This window comes from Microcoleus sp. BM001215392, from assembly GCF_036700185.1.
In the GTDB taxonomy this organism is placed as follows: domain Bacteria; phylum Cyanobacteriota; class Cyanobacteriia; order Cyanobacteriales; family Microcoleaceae; genus Microcoleus.
In genome coordinates, this window is sequence record NZ_JAUBOJ010000134.1 from 1 (window position 1) to 16,403 (window position 16,403).

The following is a 16,403-nucleotide window of genomic DNA, read 5'->3' on the forward strand; positions in this document are numbered from 1 at the left end:
GGAAGTTCGGCAACGGATTGTGTAACGGATGTAACGGATGTCGGGAAGAGGGAAGAAGGAAGACGGAAGACAATCTTCTATGGGTAGAGATATTGGCGATGAATTGTGAAGTTAAATTAAGGAGCGAGCTTTCTGGATGCCCAGCAAAAATAGTAGAGTTCGGCTGTGGTGGCTGCTGCGAGAAACAGAGATAATATTTGTATGAAAACAACCAAACTCATCAAACTGTGCGCTTTATCGCTGAGCATTTTCCTGCTCTGTAGCAGTGTCGCGACAGCGGAACCGACGGCGAATCCTCAACCGCAGCAGACTTACACTAACCAAGAGATTCTGCAACAGTTGGTGAAGGCAAAAGTCGTGTATCTAGGAGAAACCCACGACAGCGTGGCGGATCACCAAGCTCAACTAAAGATTGTTCGAGAAATGCAGCGGCAAAATCGTAAAATTGCGATCGCGATGGAGATGTTTCAGCGTCCGTTCCAAAGTGCGATCGACAACTACTTAGCTGGTAAACTGACAGAAGAGCAATTAGTCGAGCAAACAGAGTACGATCGCAGATGGCGCTTTCCCTGGGAATATTACGCCCCATTTTTGCGGTTTGCCAAAGAAAAACAATTACCAGTCCTCGCCTTAAATACACCATCGGAAGTAACGAGAAAAGTTGCCTCTCAAGGCTTAGAAAGCCTCACAGCAGAGGACAAAAAATATATTCCGCCAATTTCCGAAATTCGCACCGACAACGCCGAATACCGGCAAATGCTGCTCGAAGTTTTCCAACAGCACCAAAAGGCAGCACAGGGAAATAGTACGGCCTTTGAAAGATTTTTGCAAGCTCAAGTTTTGTGGGATGAAACTATGGCCCAAAAAATCGCCCAATTTGTCAAAGCTAACCCCGATTATCAAGTTGTGGTGTTGGCGGGGACAGGACATATTATTTACGGTTACGGCATTCCCAGCCGCGTCGAGAGGCGTTTGGGAGTCGGAAATGTAAAAATGCGATCGGTTTTATTCAGTTCAGCTACAGATACTCCTTTGTCCGCAGACAAACCCATGGCTGACTTTGTTTGGAAGCACTCGGAATAGTACAATTTTAGTCGCAAGCAATAATCGGGAACAGTCCATGACAAACAGACCAAAAATACTGGCATTTGCCGGCAGTACCCGGGAAGCATCCTACAACAAACTGCTGGTAAAAGTTGCGGCGGCGGGCGCAATTGCGGCGGGCGCAGAAGTTACTTATGTAGATTTGCGCGATTTCCCGCTGCCACTATTTGATGAAGATTTGGAAGCAAAAGAAGGAATGCCAGAAAATGCCCGGAAGTTGAAGGAATTGATGGTAGCACATCACGGGTTTTTGATAGCTTCCCCCGAGTATAACAGTTCGATTACGCCTTTGTTGAAAAATGCGATCGACTGGGTATCGCGGCCAGCCCCCGGAGAACCGGGATTGGTGGCATTTACTGACAAAGTAGCGGTAATTATGAGCGCTTCCCCTGGCGGGTTTGGCGGTTTGCGGGGATTGGTGCATTTGCGATCGATCCTGGGTAATATTAATGTGTTCGTGCTCCCGGATCAGAAAGCCATTCCCCAAGCTTTTCAAGCATTTAATGCTGACGGTACGATGAAAGATCCCAAACAGCAGGAGTCTGTGGAGAATCTCGGCGCTAAGTTGTCTAATGTGCTGTCGAAATTAATCGCGTGAGGTGATTAATTAATTTTGCAGTAGGGACACAATATAGTTGTGTCCCTATCCTGGAATCGGTTACTTCGCTGGCTGCATCAAGTGCGATTCATAGAATAAAAACCTTGAAACGGCATCATTAAAATCCCCAATATCCGACTAATTTCATTAATAAAAAAGTCTCGCTTGTCAATATAAATTGTACTGCCATTCAATTTTAGAAACTTCCAATCAGTACCTGTAGTCACAGCCCCATAAATAGTGGCAATTTGCTCTCCGCTGCGCTGATTAAATAATTGGGCGGCTACCATTTCTGCAATACACTGGCCCAAACCAGATTTAATACTTTCATTCTTAGCCTCTGTGAGAGTAATGACGGGGGCGCGAATTTCATAGGAATCCTTTGATGCAGTGAGAATATAATCGCAATAGCCGTTCAAACCTGCTTCTACATCTACATTGAATTCTGAACCAGAGAAAAAACCAACTTGAAAATCAAATTGCCGCCTGACTTCCAATAATATTGGGGCAATAATTAACTCAGCGCGAGCCTTTTCGGTATTAATTGCCGTAGCTAAGGACAGGTTTTCAGTTAAAGTAGTTTGCAAATAGGAACTTGGCTGTACCTCCGGGATATCGCCAAACAAATCTAAAGGTTCTTCTACGGTTAAATTAAAAGATTCTCTAACTTTCGCTAAAGTTGTAAAATCGCTGTATGCCACAGGTTGACCTCCTTGCTCGATTTTGGCGATCGCATTCTCTAATTGCTACAATCATAGTTGACTGCCTGTTATCCTCACCCCCAAATTAACATGACATTCACCGGAGATCCAAATTCAGCACCTGTTTTGCCAACAGCCGCAGAAGCAGCGGTTGCTAAAATCAGCAGCCGCGCTTTAGCATCGCACTTAGAAAATCATTCATCTGGCGAATCCCTCAAATTGATATTAAACGAAAAAGAGGGGAAAACAATTGATATCCCAGCCGCAGCATTACCCCTGCTGTTGGCGATTTTGCAACAGACAAGTAGCGGCAATACTGTCAAGCTGACTCCCATTACTGAGGAACTCGATATCTGGCAGGTTGCTACAATACTGAATGTTGACCGCGAGTATGTGTGGAAGTTACTAGATGCTGGCGAAATTCCTTACAAAATGGTACAAAGCTGCCGTCGGATACGTTACGAAGATGTAATCAAATATAAAAAGCAGAGTGACGAAAAAAGTATGAAAGGGATGGATGAGCTTGTAGCTGAATCAGAAGCACTAGGCTTGTACGATTGAAGTATGGCTATTTTCACTGCTGTTTATGATGCTAACATTTTATATTCTGCACCGCTGCGGGACTTCTTCGTCCAGTTAGCAGCTAGCAAAATAGTTGATGCCCGTTGGACAGAAGAAATTCACAGCGAATGGATGAGAAATGTACTTCTAAACCGTCCGGATATCACCTCCGAACAGCTTGCCAGAACCAAAAACTTGATGAATGAAAATGTTGAAAATTGTTTAGTGCAAGGCTATGAGACAATTATACAAGATTTGGAACTTCCCGATCCGGACGATCGCCATGTTCTAGCAGCAGCAATTCATTCTCGCGCGGATTTTATCGTTACTTTCAATCTTAGAGATTTTCCGGCTGACAAACTCAGACTATATAATATTGAACCGTTGCACCCCGATCAGTTTATCCTGCGCTTGCTCAACTTCAACTGGCAAGGTGTATGCAATGCAGCCGAGAAACAAAGAATCAGGCTCAAAAATCCGCCAAAAACGCCGGATGAGTATTTGGAAACGCTGGTAGAATTGGGACTGCCGCACTCAGCAACTCGGATGCGAGAATTGTGCTATGCTGATTAGCCCGATCGCCTCCTAAAAATTTATTTAACAGAGATAATAGCGGGGAAAAAGCATACCACCAATTGTAGCAGTACCGCATCACCCGATCGACCTAAAAGAAAACCACCCGATCGCACATTGGCACACGTAGACCAGAACAAGCATAATTTAACCATCGGTCATCGGTCGGTTATACTTGTTACAAACCGCACGGCAGGCGTGGGAGACTCCTCCGTCACACCTGCCATGCAGTTTTATTTAAAATGGTACGATTTGGGCGATCGCTCCACTACGATAATATAGGTTCGTAATAGGTTCGAGGCGACATTAATATCAGCCCATTTTCTTCTTCTTCCAAGCTTCAACAAACGGCAAAAACACCGACACCAACTCCTGGCGACTCATCACCAAAGTCGGAAAAGAAACTCTCCCGTAATTCTTCCCCACTGTCAGCGGAAAAATCGCCTGAGATTCCAGCGGAAGCCAAACCGCACCCGCAGCCTTGACAATTACCCAACTCCCAGCAATATCCCAAATTTTTGGAGTCGCTTCAACTCCTCCCATCGCCACACCGGAAGCCACCATCAAAAAATTGTAACTGGCCATCCCCAACATCCGAATTTTACTCGGCAGATGAGCCCCAATCCCCACACTGCGGGAACACAAATTAAATATATGATTTCCACTCAATTTATCAGCACTCGGGCGAATCGGGCGATCGTTTAAAAAGGCACCTTGAGGCATATTTGTCAATACAGGATCGTCCGCCAAATTCTCTGCATAAAAACCGTGGAAAGTTTGATTCAGAGGTGGCAAATGCACGCAGCCAAAAACCGGAGTTCCGCGATACAATAAACCCATAGAAATCCCCCAAATTGGAATTCCCCGAGCAAAATTAGTGGTAGCATCGAGAGGATCGACCACCCAACACCATTCTGTATCGGGTAAAACGTGTTCTCCTTCCTCGCTCAAAATCCCGTGAGTGGGAAACGCAAGTGCGATCGCATTTCTAATCTCCGCATCCGCCCAATTGTCAGACTGCGTAACCAAACTACCATCATCTTTCTCATCCGCTTGTGCAGAACCGAAATCTTTCAAAAACTGCTGTCCGATTGTCTTGACAGTTGTCTGAGAAAAAGTTAAAATAGACTTCCAAAAATCTTTCATTAGTTACTGTTTATTGGTTACTGGTTATTGGTTACTGGTTACTGGTTACTGGTTATTGGTTACTGGTTACTGGTTACTGGTTATTGGTTGCGCTCCCGATAATAACAAATAACAAATAACAAATAACAAATAACAAATAACAAATAACAAATAACAAATATTAGTCTAATTCATTTTCAAGGATAGTTGCGATCGCACTTTTAGCATTATCCTGAAATTCCGCAACATCCACCCGGCTCAACAGATACACAGCGAAAATCATACCCACTGCGGGCACAGTAAAAACTAACCCGTAAGCCAACATCGGCACCCCAAACAAAGTCCTGCCAAAATCCAAAATAGCACCACCGCTAACCGTAGCAAAACCCCGCGCCATCGCCTGCGACAAACCCCACGCCCCGATAAAAGTCCCCGCAGTTTCCGCAGCCGTCAAATCCAACATCAAACTCAGCGCCCCCGTGGTTGTAATTCCCGAAGCTAACCCGAAACACATCAAAGCCGACTTAAACACAATCGGATTACCAGTAAATCCCGATAAAATAATCAAGCCAAAACAAGCCGCCACCGACAAACAACCCAATCTAATCGTATTTTGCTTGCCAATCCGCGGCACAATTAAAAAACCAGTTGCGCTCAAACCGATAAGAGTACCAGTACCGTAAATAGCATTCAACCGCGTACTTTCAGAAATCGGCATCTTAAAAATTTCCCCGCCGTAGGGTTCCAAAACCGCATCCTGCATAAACAAACAAATAGTCATCACCAGCAGGAAAGTAAAAAACAAACCGGTTTGGCGGCTAGCAGTCAAAATCCGCAGCGCACTTCCCAAAGTAATTTTATCTTCTCGATTAACTGCGATCGATCGCGCCCCGTAACGCGAATACTTTTTCTCAACCCCAAAAGTCCCAATCCCCACCAACAGCAAAACCAGCGCCGGCACTTTCACAAACAAACCGTTAATCGAAGCCTGTAAAACTTCCCGCGGCACATCCCCATCAATCTGCTTCAACAAACCGCTGCTGACAATCGCCCCGATAATAATACCAACCATCAGCATCGACCACACCACACCCACCAACTTCGATCGATCTTCCTCATCCGAAACATCCACCAACAAAGCAGCAAAAGGAGTCGAGCTCGAACAAATCGCGATACCGTAAACTGCAAAAACCAAACCCAACAAACCCACCCAACCGTAAGTCGGAGTCGTCCACCCCACAGCGTCTAAACTAGCGCCCAAGCGCCACATCACTTGCACCGCCAAAAAAGCCGAAATTACAAATAACAGTCCTCCCATCCACACGTAACCCGTGCGGTGATGGCCGAACAAAGGCTTAGCATCCGACATTTGTCCGAACCATACCCTCGCCGGCGCCACAAACTGGTGCATCGCCAGGGTACCAGCCACCACAGTAGCCGGAATCGCCAACTCCTTAATCATCACGCGATTGAGTACCCCGAGAGTTAAAATCGACATCATCCCCAGCCCCATCTGAAACAAGCCCAGGCGGAACATCGTCGCGAGGTCAATTCTTTTGATAGCGGGAGTTCCGGAATCTGTTAATGTAGAATCTGGCAAACGGTCGATCGGCATAACTTTTCAAATAAACACAACATTTGAATTTATAGTAACTGAGATATCGCCACGGGCCGCCATTATTCCCACAGCTAGAAGCTCGATCGCGATTATTCGTATAAATTCGTATAAAAATAAAGAGAATCAATAACTGTGGATTTACCAACCGTGACAACCATCACCCTAGGACAAAACGGCCCAGCCGTCATTCCCCTGTGCGTCGGAACCTGGGCTTGGGGCGACAAACTATTTTGGAACTACGGCAGCAACTACGGCGCCGCCGAAGTAGAAGCAGCATTCAACACATCCCTAGATGCCGGAATCAACTTTTTCGACACAGCCGAAGTCTACGGTAACGGCTTGTCAGAAGAATTGCTGGGGCAGTTTATCAAAAAAACCAGCCAACCCGTGCAAATAGCCACCAAATTCGGCCCCGTACCTTGGCGCCTCACAGGAAAATCAGTTTCAGAAGCCTTGAGTGCCAGCTTAAAACGCTTGCAAGTAGAACAAATCGCCCTCTATCAAGTACACTGGCCATTCAGTTTTTTACTCAGTCAAGAAAGCTTGATGAACGCCTTAGCAGATGAAGTCAAACAAGGCAGAATCCAAGCAGTAGGAGTCAGCAACTATTCTGAAGAACAGATGCGCGAAGCCCACAAAATATTAGCAGCCAGAGGGGTTCCCCTAGCAACAAATCAAGTCCGTTACTCATTGCTGTCGCGGCAAGTAGAGAAACAAGGAATTGTCAGTGCAGCCCGGGAATTGGGAGTAACAATTTTAGCATACAGTCCCTTAGCGCAAGGATTGCTCACGGGCAAATATAGCGCCCAAGAAGAACCTACAGGAGCCCGCAAATTTGACTCCCGCTTCAGCAAAGATGGCCTCGAAAAAATCGAATTAGTCATGTCCACCTTGCGGAAAATGGGGAGAAAGCGATCTCGCACGCCCGCCCAAGTTGCCCTAAACTGGTTGATAGCCCAAAACGGAGTCATCCCAATTCCCGGCGCCAAAACCGCTAAACAAGCCCAAGAAAATGCAGGCGCCCTAGGCTGGACTTTAAGCCAAGATGAAGTCTACCAGCTAGAACTAATGACACGTCCTTGGCGAGAATAAATACAACTTATGCACTGACAGCCATAAACCGGGTTTTTTCACCCAAATACACAGATTTTACCCTGCAAATTCGGTAAAAAACCCGGTTTATTTCGCTTAATGCGTCCAGAACTCTTCTAATATCATGTCCGGTCGATAGACCATAATATTTGGGTCGGAGCGGGTTTACTAAAACTCTGGTTTTCCGGGATGGATTATTGGTGAACCCGCCCCTACAGGAATCGCGGTCAATTCACCGGACACGATCTAACTTTTCTATCCATGACATCCGTTAAATCCGCTAAAAAATCCGTTGCCGAACTTTCCTCTTCCTATGAAAATACTAACTGACTGGGGCTTCACGCGCGAAGGCTGGCGCAACAACAGCCGCGGCGAATATTTGGTTTTGCTGCAAGGAGGATTGCTCGCGGCATTTACAATCTTGCCCGTTTATCAACTGCCAGGATTCAAAATTCAATCAACTGAATTACTTGATCCGATCTGGTTTTTAGCAAGTATTCTCAGCTCGATCGGATTAATTTTCATCATCAAAGGATTGATAGACTTAGGAAAAAACCTCACACCTTTACCCTATCCCAGAGAAGACGGAGAATTAGTCCAAACAGGAATTTACCGAATAGTGCGGCATCCATTATACAGCGGCTTAATTTTAGCAGCTTTCGGCTGGACACTTTGGCAAATGAGCTTATCGCACTTAATAGCCACAGCAATTTTACTGATATTTTTTGACATCAAAGCCAATCGCGAAGAAACCTGGTTAACCCAAAAATATCCCGACTATTTAGAATACCGCCAGCGAGTCAAAAAAATAATTCCAGGAATTTATTAACAGTTTTAGATTGCTGTTTGAATCAAGCGTTCTATAATATACTCGACGATCGCAGGCTGTAGCATTAAACTTGTCGATCCGCTCTGATTGAGCGATCGCCCATTTTCGATGATCGATCGCTCCGCCAGCGCCTCTAACGCTTCCATCAGTTGCCGTCCAGAAACTTTGGGCAAAATTTCAGCTTTTAGCTTCTCAGGAGTCGCTGCTTCTTGATTAATAGCCAACCAGTACACGATTTGTTGTTGCAGGGGAGACAGGCGATCGAACTGGCGATCGAGCAAATCCCACAAATCGCTAAAAACAGTATTTCCTTGCGCTAAAAATGCCTGAATATCACCGCCAAAAATATTTTTAATCGTGGTGGCTGCAATTTTGATCGCCAGGGGATTACCGCCAAAGTAGTTGACAATATCTCTACTTTGTAGTAGTGTTGCCTTTAATCCTTTATCCGCAAGAATTTGCTGGCATACAGGCGGTGAAAGGCCGCAGAGTTTGAGCGATCGCACGGGTAAATTTTCGCCCGATCGCACAGCAAACCCGCCCGGTTGTTCTCGTCCGGTTAAAATCAGACAACTTTGGTGGGATTCGTCAGCAATGCGCGCAAATAACCGTCCGTAATCTTCATAGCCTTGTTGATATTGTCCGCTGCGATTTCCCCCTTGCAAAATCGACTCCAGATTGTCGAAAATTAACAAACAGCGTTTGTGGCGCAACTGTTCCATGAGAGCAGAAATAGAGTTATTGTTTGTCGCTTCTGAACCCATTAAAATTGGTAAAATATCGCTGAGGATAACATCTAAGGTTGGTGCTTGCTGCAAACTGCGCCAAATCGCGAATTCAAATTGAGATTGAATTTGCTGGGCGATTTTGACAGACAGAGAAGTTTTGCCAATACCGCCAATTCCAAAAATACCGATCGCGCGGGTAGAATTGTCACCAATCCAAGTTTCTAAAGTTTCTAATTCTTGCAAGCGGTTGTAAAAGTGGGAAATATCGATCGCTTCTCCCCAATCTTGGATGCAGTTATCGGGTGCGCTGCTGTGCTGGTAGCGGCGCAAGACAGCTTGCAGATTGTGCTTTGAGACTTTTTCACCAATAATTTGAGAAAGATTTTGCCACAAATGCGAACCGACTTGTTTAATATAGTCGTGTTCGTAAAGTAGGCGATCGGCTATTTCTTGATAAGAATGTCCTTCCCAAGTTTCCAGAAAGACGAGAGATTGAATGTCATTGAGTTTGTGTTTTTTGTTAAGAGATTGTAACAGATGCTCGATTAGGGCGATCGCTTCTTGTGCTGTCATAGCGATTTATTAAATAAATTTACTGATATTTCATGAGTGTGGGTTGCTATTCAGGATAGAAAACAAATTTACTCAATTAACCGGAAGGTAATCCTTTTTATAGTCGGCGGTTGAAACCGCCAGAAAGTCAAACAAAGTCGGCGGTTGAAATCGGGTCTACACAAATAAAGTCGGCGGTTGAAACCGCGTCTACACAAACAAAGTCGGCCTGCGCCGACTAAGAAGTAAGAGGGATCTTGAAGCCGGATTTGGGATGAGATTAATTCCAGAATCTCAAATCTCCAATCTCAAATCGATCGGGGAATTTACGTAAGTTTACAAAAGCTTGTCACTTTTACTCACCGGCAGGGCGATCGGAGGGGTTTATTCTTTGAGTTAAGGCAGAGAACAAGAGGAAAACTATAGGAGATGAACTATGAGTTGGTTGAAAATGACCTCTGAGTCCTTATATCTGATGAAAGGAGGGACTAATCAATATTTGGATAAAGTCGATTTAGCAGTACAGGGAGACCCAGCCAATCAGGAATTCAACCTGGATGTTCCGACTCAGTGGTTAGAAGGAAGTGATATTCCTAAAGTAGTTGTGATTGATGTTGGTTCGACCGAAAAGCCCAGTAAGGCTACAAGTATTTTTGACGCAGATGATATCTTTTCAAAGGTAGTAAAACGTTCAAATTGGAACGCATCTGTACCATCAAGTCGGTTTGAACTCGTCGATCGACCAAAATTTATTGTCATTCATCATACGGAGACTCCTCCATCTTCAGGTGGTATTGACCAGGCCAAAACCGTTGTTAAGGATATTCAAAGCTTCCACATGGCTCCTGAACCAAAAGGCAGGGGTTGGAGCGACATTGGGTACAGCTTTTTAAATACAGTTGGCGGAATTCTAGTTGAAGGCAGATTTGGATCGTTAGAAGAAGCCATTAAGGGGAATGCCGTCAGAGGAGCTCATGCAGGTACAGATGCTGGCAATCGCGCCCCAGGTGTTGCTAGCGAGGGCAACTTTTCCACTAAAGCGATGGATTCCGATCAGTGGAATAGTTTGGTAAATATCTGCGCTGCGTTGTGTCAGTCCTGCAACATAGAACCCTCCCAAATTCAAGGGCATCGAGACTTTGTGCCTACAGATTGCCCCGGACAGTGGCTTTACGATCGATTGGATCGACTAAGAATAGAAGTTGCACAAAAGTTGGCAAGTTGAGAACGATTAAAGTATTGATTGCAAAGGAGAAACCTAATGGTTTGGCTGAAATTAACCTCTAAGGCATTGTACTTAATAGATGGAAATGAATATCTGGATAAGGCAGATCTCACGTTGATCCGTGCCACTCCAGAACAGTACAAATTGGATCTTCCTCTAGCATGGTTACAAGGAGAAGATGCGCCAGGAAAACTAATCGTTTCCCTTAAATCTCCAGCGGAACCCAATCAGAAGATATTTCCTCCCCCGCCTGCACCAACCCGCCGCCAAATCCGCATTACAAAGACTGGTATGATGCGATCCAATGGACTTGCAGTTCTGGAAGTAGCGTTAATGGAAGGGAGTAGGAAAGTTGATTCAGTTTCTGCCGTTTCGGGTGCTCCCGATCGTCAGGCGTTTCGATTGGCCTCTAAGAGTGAAGCAGGCAGCCGCGAACCTCTACCTGAGGGAATTTGGGATCTGGGTATGCCCAAACCCGATCCCATGACAAAAACAAGACCTAGTATCTCAAAGTTAGTTGAATTTGCCAGTGGCACAGCAGGGAATTTTACAAAAGATTGGCCGGAAGATGGAGATGGGTTGGGGCCTGTCTGGGTTGAGATGACCTGTCGCTTCCAAACAGCCAGATCTGCTATTGGTTTTCACGTAGACAACAACTCTGCCTCTGCTCCGGGTACGGTTGGTTGTATTGGTATTATCAATGACTTGGATTTAAAGAGTTTGAGAAAATTTGTGAGTTGGTTTGATAATTCAACTCTTGCCCCGTATGTCGCAATTGTCGATTGGGGTTTAGGTTCAGTTTAGTGAGTTTCCATGTGAAATAGCGGCATAACAACCGCGCTGCACCGGAACCTACCAGTGAAGATTGCAAGTACGCGCGAGCGAAGCTATCCCGAAGGGAACGCTCTTTCAAGAGCAAGCGACAATTTACCAGCTTACAAAGCGTTACAAAAGTTTGTCACTTTTTCTCACCGGCAGGGCGATCGGGGTGCTTTATTCTTTGAGTTAAGCCAGAGCAAAAGCTATTCAAACTGTTCGAGGAAATCAATATGCCAAGCGCCGATGTGTTTATACAGGCTGGTCATGAAGGACGCACAAGTGGGGCAACTGGAGCTACAGGTCCACTAGGAAATGAAATTGATTGGACTCCCATTGTCGCTGATGAGGCCACTAAAATTCTGAGAAGCGCAGGAGTAAGCGTTATTCGTGAAGATGCAACACTTCAGGGTGTTTATGATGTAAAAGTTGCAATCTTTATTCATTTTGATGGTGATAATCCCTCTTGTCGCACTGGTGCCTCAGTTGGCTACAACGATCCAACTGACAAAGCGGCCGCGAGTGAATGGAAAGCTCTTTATAGTAATTACTGGCCTTTTCGATGGATGTCAGATAACTTTACCAGTAATCTTTCAGGATACTATGGCTTCAGCTATACTCGCACCTCAGATGCAGAATTTGTTATTGAGCTGGGAGAAATAAGTTGTTTGGAACAAGCAGAGTGGTTAAAGCCGCGCCTTAAATGGCTTGGAAGCCTTATTGCTCACTTTTTAAGCAAGAGAATTGGTAAAGGCAATGTTCCAGATCCAGGCCCGTTCAATGGAAGTATTATCACACCAAATTCTTGGTCAACTTTTTACTCAGGGCTAGAAATAGATGGTTTTTCAATTCCTCAAAAAGGCTTGAGAAATAAAACTTTACTAAGAGCTATAGGTGTGGAAACTGAATTATTTGGCGAAGTTGTTAGGCACGCAGATAGGGAATTTATCAAAGGAAAGGTTTCTTGGTTTGGTGGTTCTAGAGATCGCACAATGGCTCCCGATGAAACTGTCGCTTTGACTGGTGAGCTTGGGCGAGGACTATCAGAAGATGACTATTATATTGCCATGCGATGGGACTACCTCGGTCAAAAATTATTTTGGGTAAATCGACATCTATTGGTGGTTAACGCAGCAAATAATAAGGCGGTTATTGTTAGAGCTATTGACTGGGGCCCAAATACTTCTACAGGACGTGTTCTAGATTTATCAAAAAAGACCCTGGATTACCTTGATGTTGAAACAGATGATGAGTTGCTCTGCGCTTTTTCTAGTTCAAGCAACGGCACTCGGCAAGTTGGCCCTATCTAAAAGTCTGCGATCGCTAGGCTCTGCCGGTGCAGCCTGCTGCACCGGAACAAAGCTTACTCTGTCCTTAGGTTGCAAGCGTAATTTGCTTCTGGTGTATCATCTCTCTCCAGGCTCGCCCTGATTTGCTCTATCAGTTCGATCGCCCTTCGCAGCCCAAACTGCTACCTATTCGGAGGCCGATCGCACCTCACGCCTTCACCCCCTCACAAAATAACGGGAAATGAAGGCTGCAAGTGCGATCGCCCTTTCCCCTAATTCAACAATTGAGGAATTTACAAACCTTTACAAAAGCTTGTCACTTTTTATTATCGACCGGGCGATCGAGCTGGTTTATTCTTTGAGTTAAGGCAGAGGACAAGCCGTTCAGATTGTTTAGAGTTAAACCGCAGATGTGCGGAATCAGCCGATCGGCAAGAGTATTGTCTTGTACTGCAACTGCGGTAAAATTAATCGTTAGGCACGCAACTTGTCCTCAGTTGTTGATATTCTCTAAGAATTAATAAGGAGAACTCATGGCTAAATTTCGCTACGATCCACCAGCCGCGCAAAACGACTTTGCAGGCAACCCCAAAGAGGATGAATTATTACAAAAATGGTCAAACTTGATTAAGGATTATTTTCAAGGTGAAATAAAAAATCTTCGGACAATCTTGGGACAAGAGTCGCTCTTCTTTTCTGAAATCGATCGCGTACTTGATAACTCTGTCCCAACAGCTCCAGTGCCATGGAATGGTTTTCCTAGAAATATTTGGCTTCGCGTCAATAAGGACAGAGCGAAACAGTTTCAGGAGGTAGAAATACGCGGTCAAGCACCTATTGGATTCACTGATAGAAAACTGAGTCAGTCGATTGAACAACCATATCGGCAACAGGATGAGTATCTTGAGTGGGTTCCCATTAAAAAAAGTGGACGAGTTGTCAAGTATGCTTTTACGGCTGAAGGCCCGGAATATTGGGAGTTTCTAGCTGAAAACGATCGCAATAAATTGCTAGCGCTCTATCAAGAGTTTACTGGACGTAAAGTTGATTGGACTGAAATATCTTGGAATAAAAATGTCTGGGGGCAGAACCGCTTAGGCAAGCCTGTAAAGATTTACAAGATTGGTGATTACAACCCATACAATGCTGTCAATTTAGAGGAGTGTGCTGCACATCTGACACACCCAGCAAACACCCTAGGCGCTGAGATCGACTTGGCGGCCAAAGCTACGGTGCAGAGAGCCGATCGAAGTGGTAACTTAGTCTCCGAAAGACGACGGCTGGCTTGCTGCTCAGATTTTGGCGATCCCAATAGAAACAGCGATCCAGAGATTGGCAGACAAGTTAACCTGTCTGTTCGTGGAGGCATTTCATTAACATTAGCTAATCCTGTTGGTCTATACATTCAGCGTTTCGATAACAACCGTGTCGCCGATAAAGACGGTAACGCCATACCGGATTGGTGGAAAATCATACGTGGCAAGGATGGCAGAGTATTACGTGCCGAGTTTGGTCCGCCAGAAACCTCTCAGCTTACACTTGATGATGTGCGCGTTGGTTCTGCTAATGAGCCTCTGACTTCTGGCGGTCAGTTAGCTGAATTGATTACGATGGTAATTTATGCCAGAACCGTCAATATGGGCGTGTCAGAGCCTCCTATTAGTTCCTGTGTTAATCGATGCTGTGTGAAGAAAGGAAACGCTGCCGATGGCAGTCTGTTAGATCAAGTAGAGATAAATGACCCTTGCAGCGCAGACGGTTGGGTTAATGCTTTCCCCGAACTTGGACAACCGCAACCTATATCCCCCTTCGATCGCCGACTAATGGGCCGTGGCCGCATGGAGTAATACTTATGACAATTCAACCTTTATTGAATGCAGATGACATTCAAGGACACATTATTCCTGGTTATTCTGATGCAGATTTGCTGCTTCTGGCAATTCGTGGGAATGATGATATATCTCTCAAGGCACTGATTCGGGTTCTGATTGCATCCCCCTTAGGTGTGACAAATATGCGTAGTGGTTTTGGGTTGCGCAGAGCCCGCAAGCGTTTCTTACAGGGAGTCGGACCCGAACCTGAGGATCCTCTACGGCTCAACCTTGCCCTAACGCGACAAGGACTCGATCGCCTGGGCTTCGCCACCCTCAAAGGAGTCGATGCAGCATTTGACGCTGGGATGACAGGGCTGAGTACGGGAGACCCAAAGCAACCAATACGGGCAGATGGAAGTCCTGAACCCGCACACCCATCTCGCTGGAAAGTCGGTGGGTCGTCCCAGTCCTTTGATTTACTTGTCATTCTTGCTTGTAAGCGCGACATTCGTCAGCGGACAACTGCGATCGCAAATCTGGTCAAAAAAAGTAAAGGTATTTCAGTTGTCTATCAGGAGTTTGGTGAAGATCTACCCAATAGCACCGAACATTTTGGTTTTGTCGATGGGATTTCAACACCTGGGGTATATGGTGAGTTTGAGGAAGCCGGTCAGAGAGTGCCGATCACCACACGTTATGGTGTGCCTAGTGCGAATGGACTTGATTTTGGTAAGCCCGGACAGCCCTTAGTATGGCCTGGACGATTTCTAGTTGGTACTCCCCGCTTTGAAGGCGACGAAGGCGAAGCAGTACATGATGTTTTTAAGAACGGTTCTTTTCTGGTTTTCCGCAGACTTCAGCAGGATGTGGCAGCATTCTATGAAGATACAGATGCAATGGCATTAGAACTTGCAAACAAGCTTGGTAATTCACAAATAGATGGTTCTTTTTTGCGAGAGACGATCGTCGGTCGCCGTCAGAATGGTCAACCACTAATGCGTCCAGGAGAGGGGCCAGATAGTCCATTAGCAATCAATCATTTTTTCTATGGAAACGAAACTCCTTCTATTACCTTAAATAACGGGGAACAAGTCACGGGCACTACATCAGATTTCCAAGGACAACGCTGTCCTTTTTGGGCACATATTCGCAAAGTAAATCCACGAGATGGGAAAAACGATCTATCCGAGGAAACACAAAATCTGCAAATGCTGCGGCGTGGTATTCCATTTGGAGTCGCCTACGATCGTCAGCTTCCGGCTAACGATCCAATCAATCTTAACCCACGCGGACTGCTATTTTTGGCGTACCAACGTAACATCCACGACCAGTTCGAGAATCTGAACACTCACTGGATGAACCAATTTGAAATTCCTGGTGGAGGAGGGCACGATTTACTCGTGGGACTCACACTTTCCGCCGATGGGCGGCTAGCTTCACGCCGTGCAGATTGGCCATCTAGCAAAGAGCAACTAATCACTCCCAGAACCTGGGTGATACCTACTGGGGGTGCCTATCTATTTGCGCCAAGCCTAACAGCTCTAAAACTTCTGACTCAATGATCCAAATATAGCAGTCGTCAAGGCGATTAGGACAAAGTAATCAAAGCCAATTCTCAATCCCATCTTTTGAGTTGCTAGCTATTAGGATGTCGATCGCACCTCACGCCTTCACCCCCTCACAAAATAACGGGAAATGAAGGTGAAGAGTGCGATCGCCCTTTCCCTAATTCGACAATTTACGCATTTACAGAACTTTACACTGGTCACTTTTTCTCA

At 45.5% G+C, this 16,403-nt stretch carries 16 protein-coding genes; 12 read left to right on the forward strand and 4 right to left on the reverse strand.

Annotation, left to right across the window (positions count from 1 at the left end):
- Nucleotides 1-201: 201 nt before the first annotated feature.
- Entirely contained in the window at nucleotides 202-1,083 is an 882-nt protein-coding gene (locus tag QT974_RS15940; RefSeq protein ID WP_333469436.1) for a ChaN family lipoprotein, read from the forward strand.
- Between the two features lie 37 nt (nucleotides 1,084-1,120).
- Complete coding sequence (locus tag QT974_RS15945; protein ID WP_333469437.1) at nucleotides 1,121-1,702, forward strand: NADPH-dependent FMN reductase; 582 nt, start codon at nucleotides 1,121-1,123, stop codon at nucleotides 1,700-1,702.
- 77 nt (nucleotides 1,703-1,779) lie between these two features.
- Here the strand turns inward: QT974_RS15945 and QT974_RS15950 are convergent, their stop codons facing one another.
- A complete protein-coding gene (locus tag QT974_RS15950; protein ID WP_333469438.1) occupies nucleotides 1,780-2,403 on the reverse strand; it encodes a hypothetical protein in 624 nt (207 codons plus the stop codon).
- A gap of 90 nt (nucleotides 2,404-2,493) precedes the next feature.
- Between QT974_RS15950 and QT974_RS15955 the strand changes: the two genes are divergently transcribed.
- Both QT974_RS15955 and QT974_RS15960 read left to right on the forward strand, forming a co-directional pair.
- Nucleotides 2,494-2,964, forward strand: a complete 471-nt coding sequence (locus QT974_RS15955) for a helix-turn-helix domain-containing protein (protein ID WP_333469439.1) — start codon at nucleotides 2,494-2,496, stop codon at nucleotides 2,962-2,964.
- A 3-nt stretch (nucleotides 2,965-2,967) separates the two neighbouring features.
- The gene (locus QT974_RS15960) at nucleotides 2,968-3,537 is read left to right on the forward strand and encodes a PIN domain-containing protein (protein ID WP_333469440.1); all 570 of its coding nucleotides are present in this window, start codon (nucleotides 2,968-2,970) and stop codon (nucleotides 3,535-3,537) included.
- Between the two features lie 312 nt (nucleotides 3,538-3,849).
- Here the strand turns inward: QT974_RS15960 and QT974_RS15965 are convergent, their stop codons facing one another.
- Nucleotides 3,850-4,683 (reverse strand): inositol monophosphatase family protein, encoded by an 834-nt coding sequence (locus QT974_RS15965; RefSeq protein ID WP_333469441.1) that lies wholly within the window; start codon nucleotides 4,681-4,683, stop codon nucleotides 3,850-3,852.
- Between the two features lie 160 nt (nucleotides 4,684-4,843).
- Nucleotides 4,844-6,277, reverse strand: a complete 1,434-nt coding sequence (locus QT974_RS15970; RefSeq protein ID WP_333469442.1) for a BCD family MFS transporter — start codon at nucleotides 6,275-6,277, stop codon at nucleotides 4,844-4,846.
- 150 nt (nucleotides 6,278-6,427) lie between these two features.
- Between QT974_RS15970 and QT974_RS15975 the strand changes: the two genes are divergently transcribed.
- Both QT974_RS15975 and QT974_RS15980 read left to right on the forward strand, forming a co-directional pair.
- Nucleotides 6,428-7,372, forward strand: coding sequence for an aldo/keto reductase (locus QT974_RS15975; protein ID WP_333469451.1), 945 nt, complete (start codon nucleotides 6,428-6,430; stop codon nucleotides 7,370-7,372).
- Between the two features lie 313 nt (nucleotides 7,373-7,685).
- Nucleotides 7,686-8,201, forward strand: a complete 516-nt coding sequence (locus QT974_RS15980; protein ID WP_333469443.1) for a methyltransferase family protein — start codon at nucleotides 7,686-7,688, stop codon at nucleotides 8,199-8,201.
- Nucleotides 8,202-8,206: 5 nt separating this feature from the next.
- On the opposite strand, the gene QT974_RS15985 is transcribed toward QT974_RS15980, so the two are convergent.
- Nucleotides 8,207-9,502 (reverse strand): NB-ARC domain-containing protein, encoded by a 1,296-nt coding sequence (locus QT974_RS15985; RefSeq protein WP_333469444.1) that lies wholly within the window; start codon nucleotides 9,500-9,502, stop codon nucleotides 8,207-8,209.
- Between the two features lie 415 nt (nucleotides 9,503-9,917).
- Here QT974_RS15985 and QT974_RS15990 point away from each other — a divergent pair, with 415 nt between their 5' ends.
- The 6 genes from QT974_RS15990 to QT974_RS16015 all read left to right on the forward strand — a co-directional run bounded on the left by QT974_RS15990 (nucleotide 9,918) and on the right by QT974_RS16015 (nucleotide 16,187).
- The gene (locus QT974_RS15990) at nucleotides 9,918-10,706 is read left to right on the forward strand and encodes a peptidoglycan recognition protein family protein (RefSeq protein ID WP_333469445.1); all 789 of its coding nucleotides are present in this window, start codon (nucleotides 9,918-9,920) and stop codon (nucleotides 10,704-10,706) included.
- 36 nt (nucleotides 10,707-10,742) lie between these two features.
- Nucleotides 10,743-11,510, forward strand: coding sequence for a hypothetical protein (locus QT974_RS15995; RefSeq protein WP_333469446.1), 768 nt, complete (start codon nucleotides 10,743-10,745; stop codon nucleotides 11,508-11,510).
- A 245-nt stretch (nucleotides 11,511-11,755) separates the two neighbouring features.
- On the forward strand, nucleotides 11,756-12,832 hold the full coding sequence (locus QT974_RS16000) for a hypothetical protein (RefSeq protein WP_333469447.1): 1,077 nt from the start codon (nucleotides 11,756-11,758) through the stop codon (nucleotides 12,830-12,832).
- A 220-nt stretch (nucleotides 12,833-13,052) separates the two neighbouring features.
- Complete coding sequence (locus tag QT974_RS16005; RefSeq protein WP_333469448.1) at nucleotides 13,053-13,178, forward strand: hypothetical protein; 126 nt, start codon at nucleotides 13,053-13,055, stop codon at nucleotides 13,176-13,178.
- Between the two features lie 166 nt (nucleotides 13,179-13,344).
- Nucleotides 13,345-14,658 carry a hypothetical protein gene (locus tag QT974_RS16010; protein ID WP_333469449.1) on the forward strand — a complete coding sequence of 438 codons (1,314 nt, stop codon included), beginning with the start codon at nucleotides 13,345-13,347 and terminating at the stop codon, nucleotides 14,656-14,658.
- 5 nt (nucleotides 14,659-14,663) lie between these two features.
- Nucleotides 14,664-16,187 (forward strand): Dyp-type peroxidase, encoded by a 1,524-nt coding sequence (locus QT974_RS16015; protein WP_333469450.1) that lies wholly within the window; start codon nucleotides 14,664-14,666, stop codon nucleotides 16,185-16,187.
- The last annotated feature ends 216 nt before the right edge of the window (nucleotides 16,188-16,403 follow it).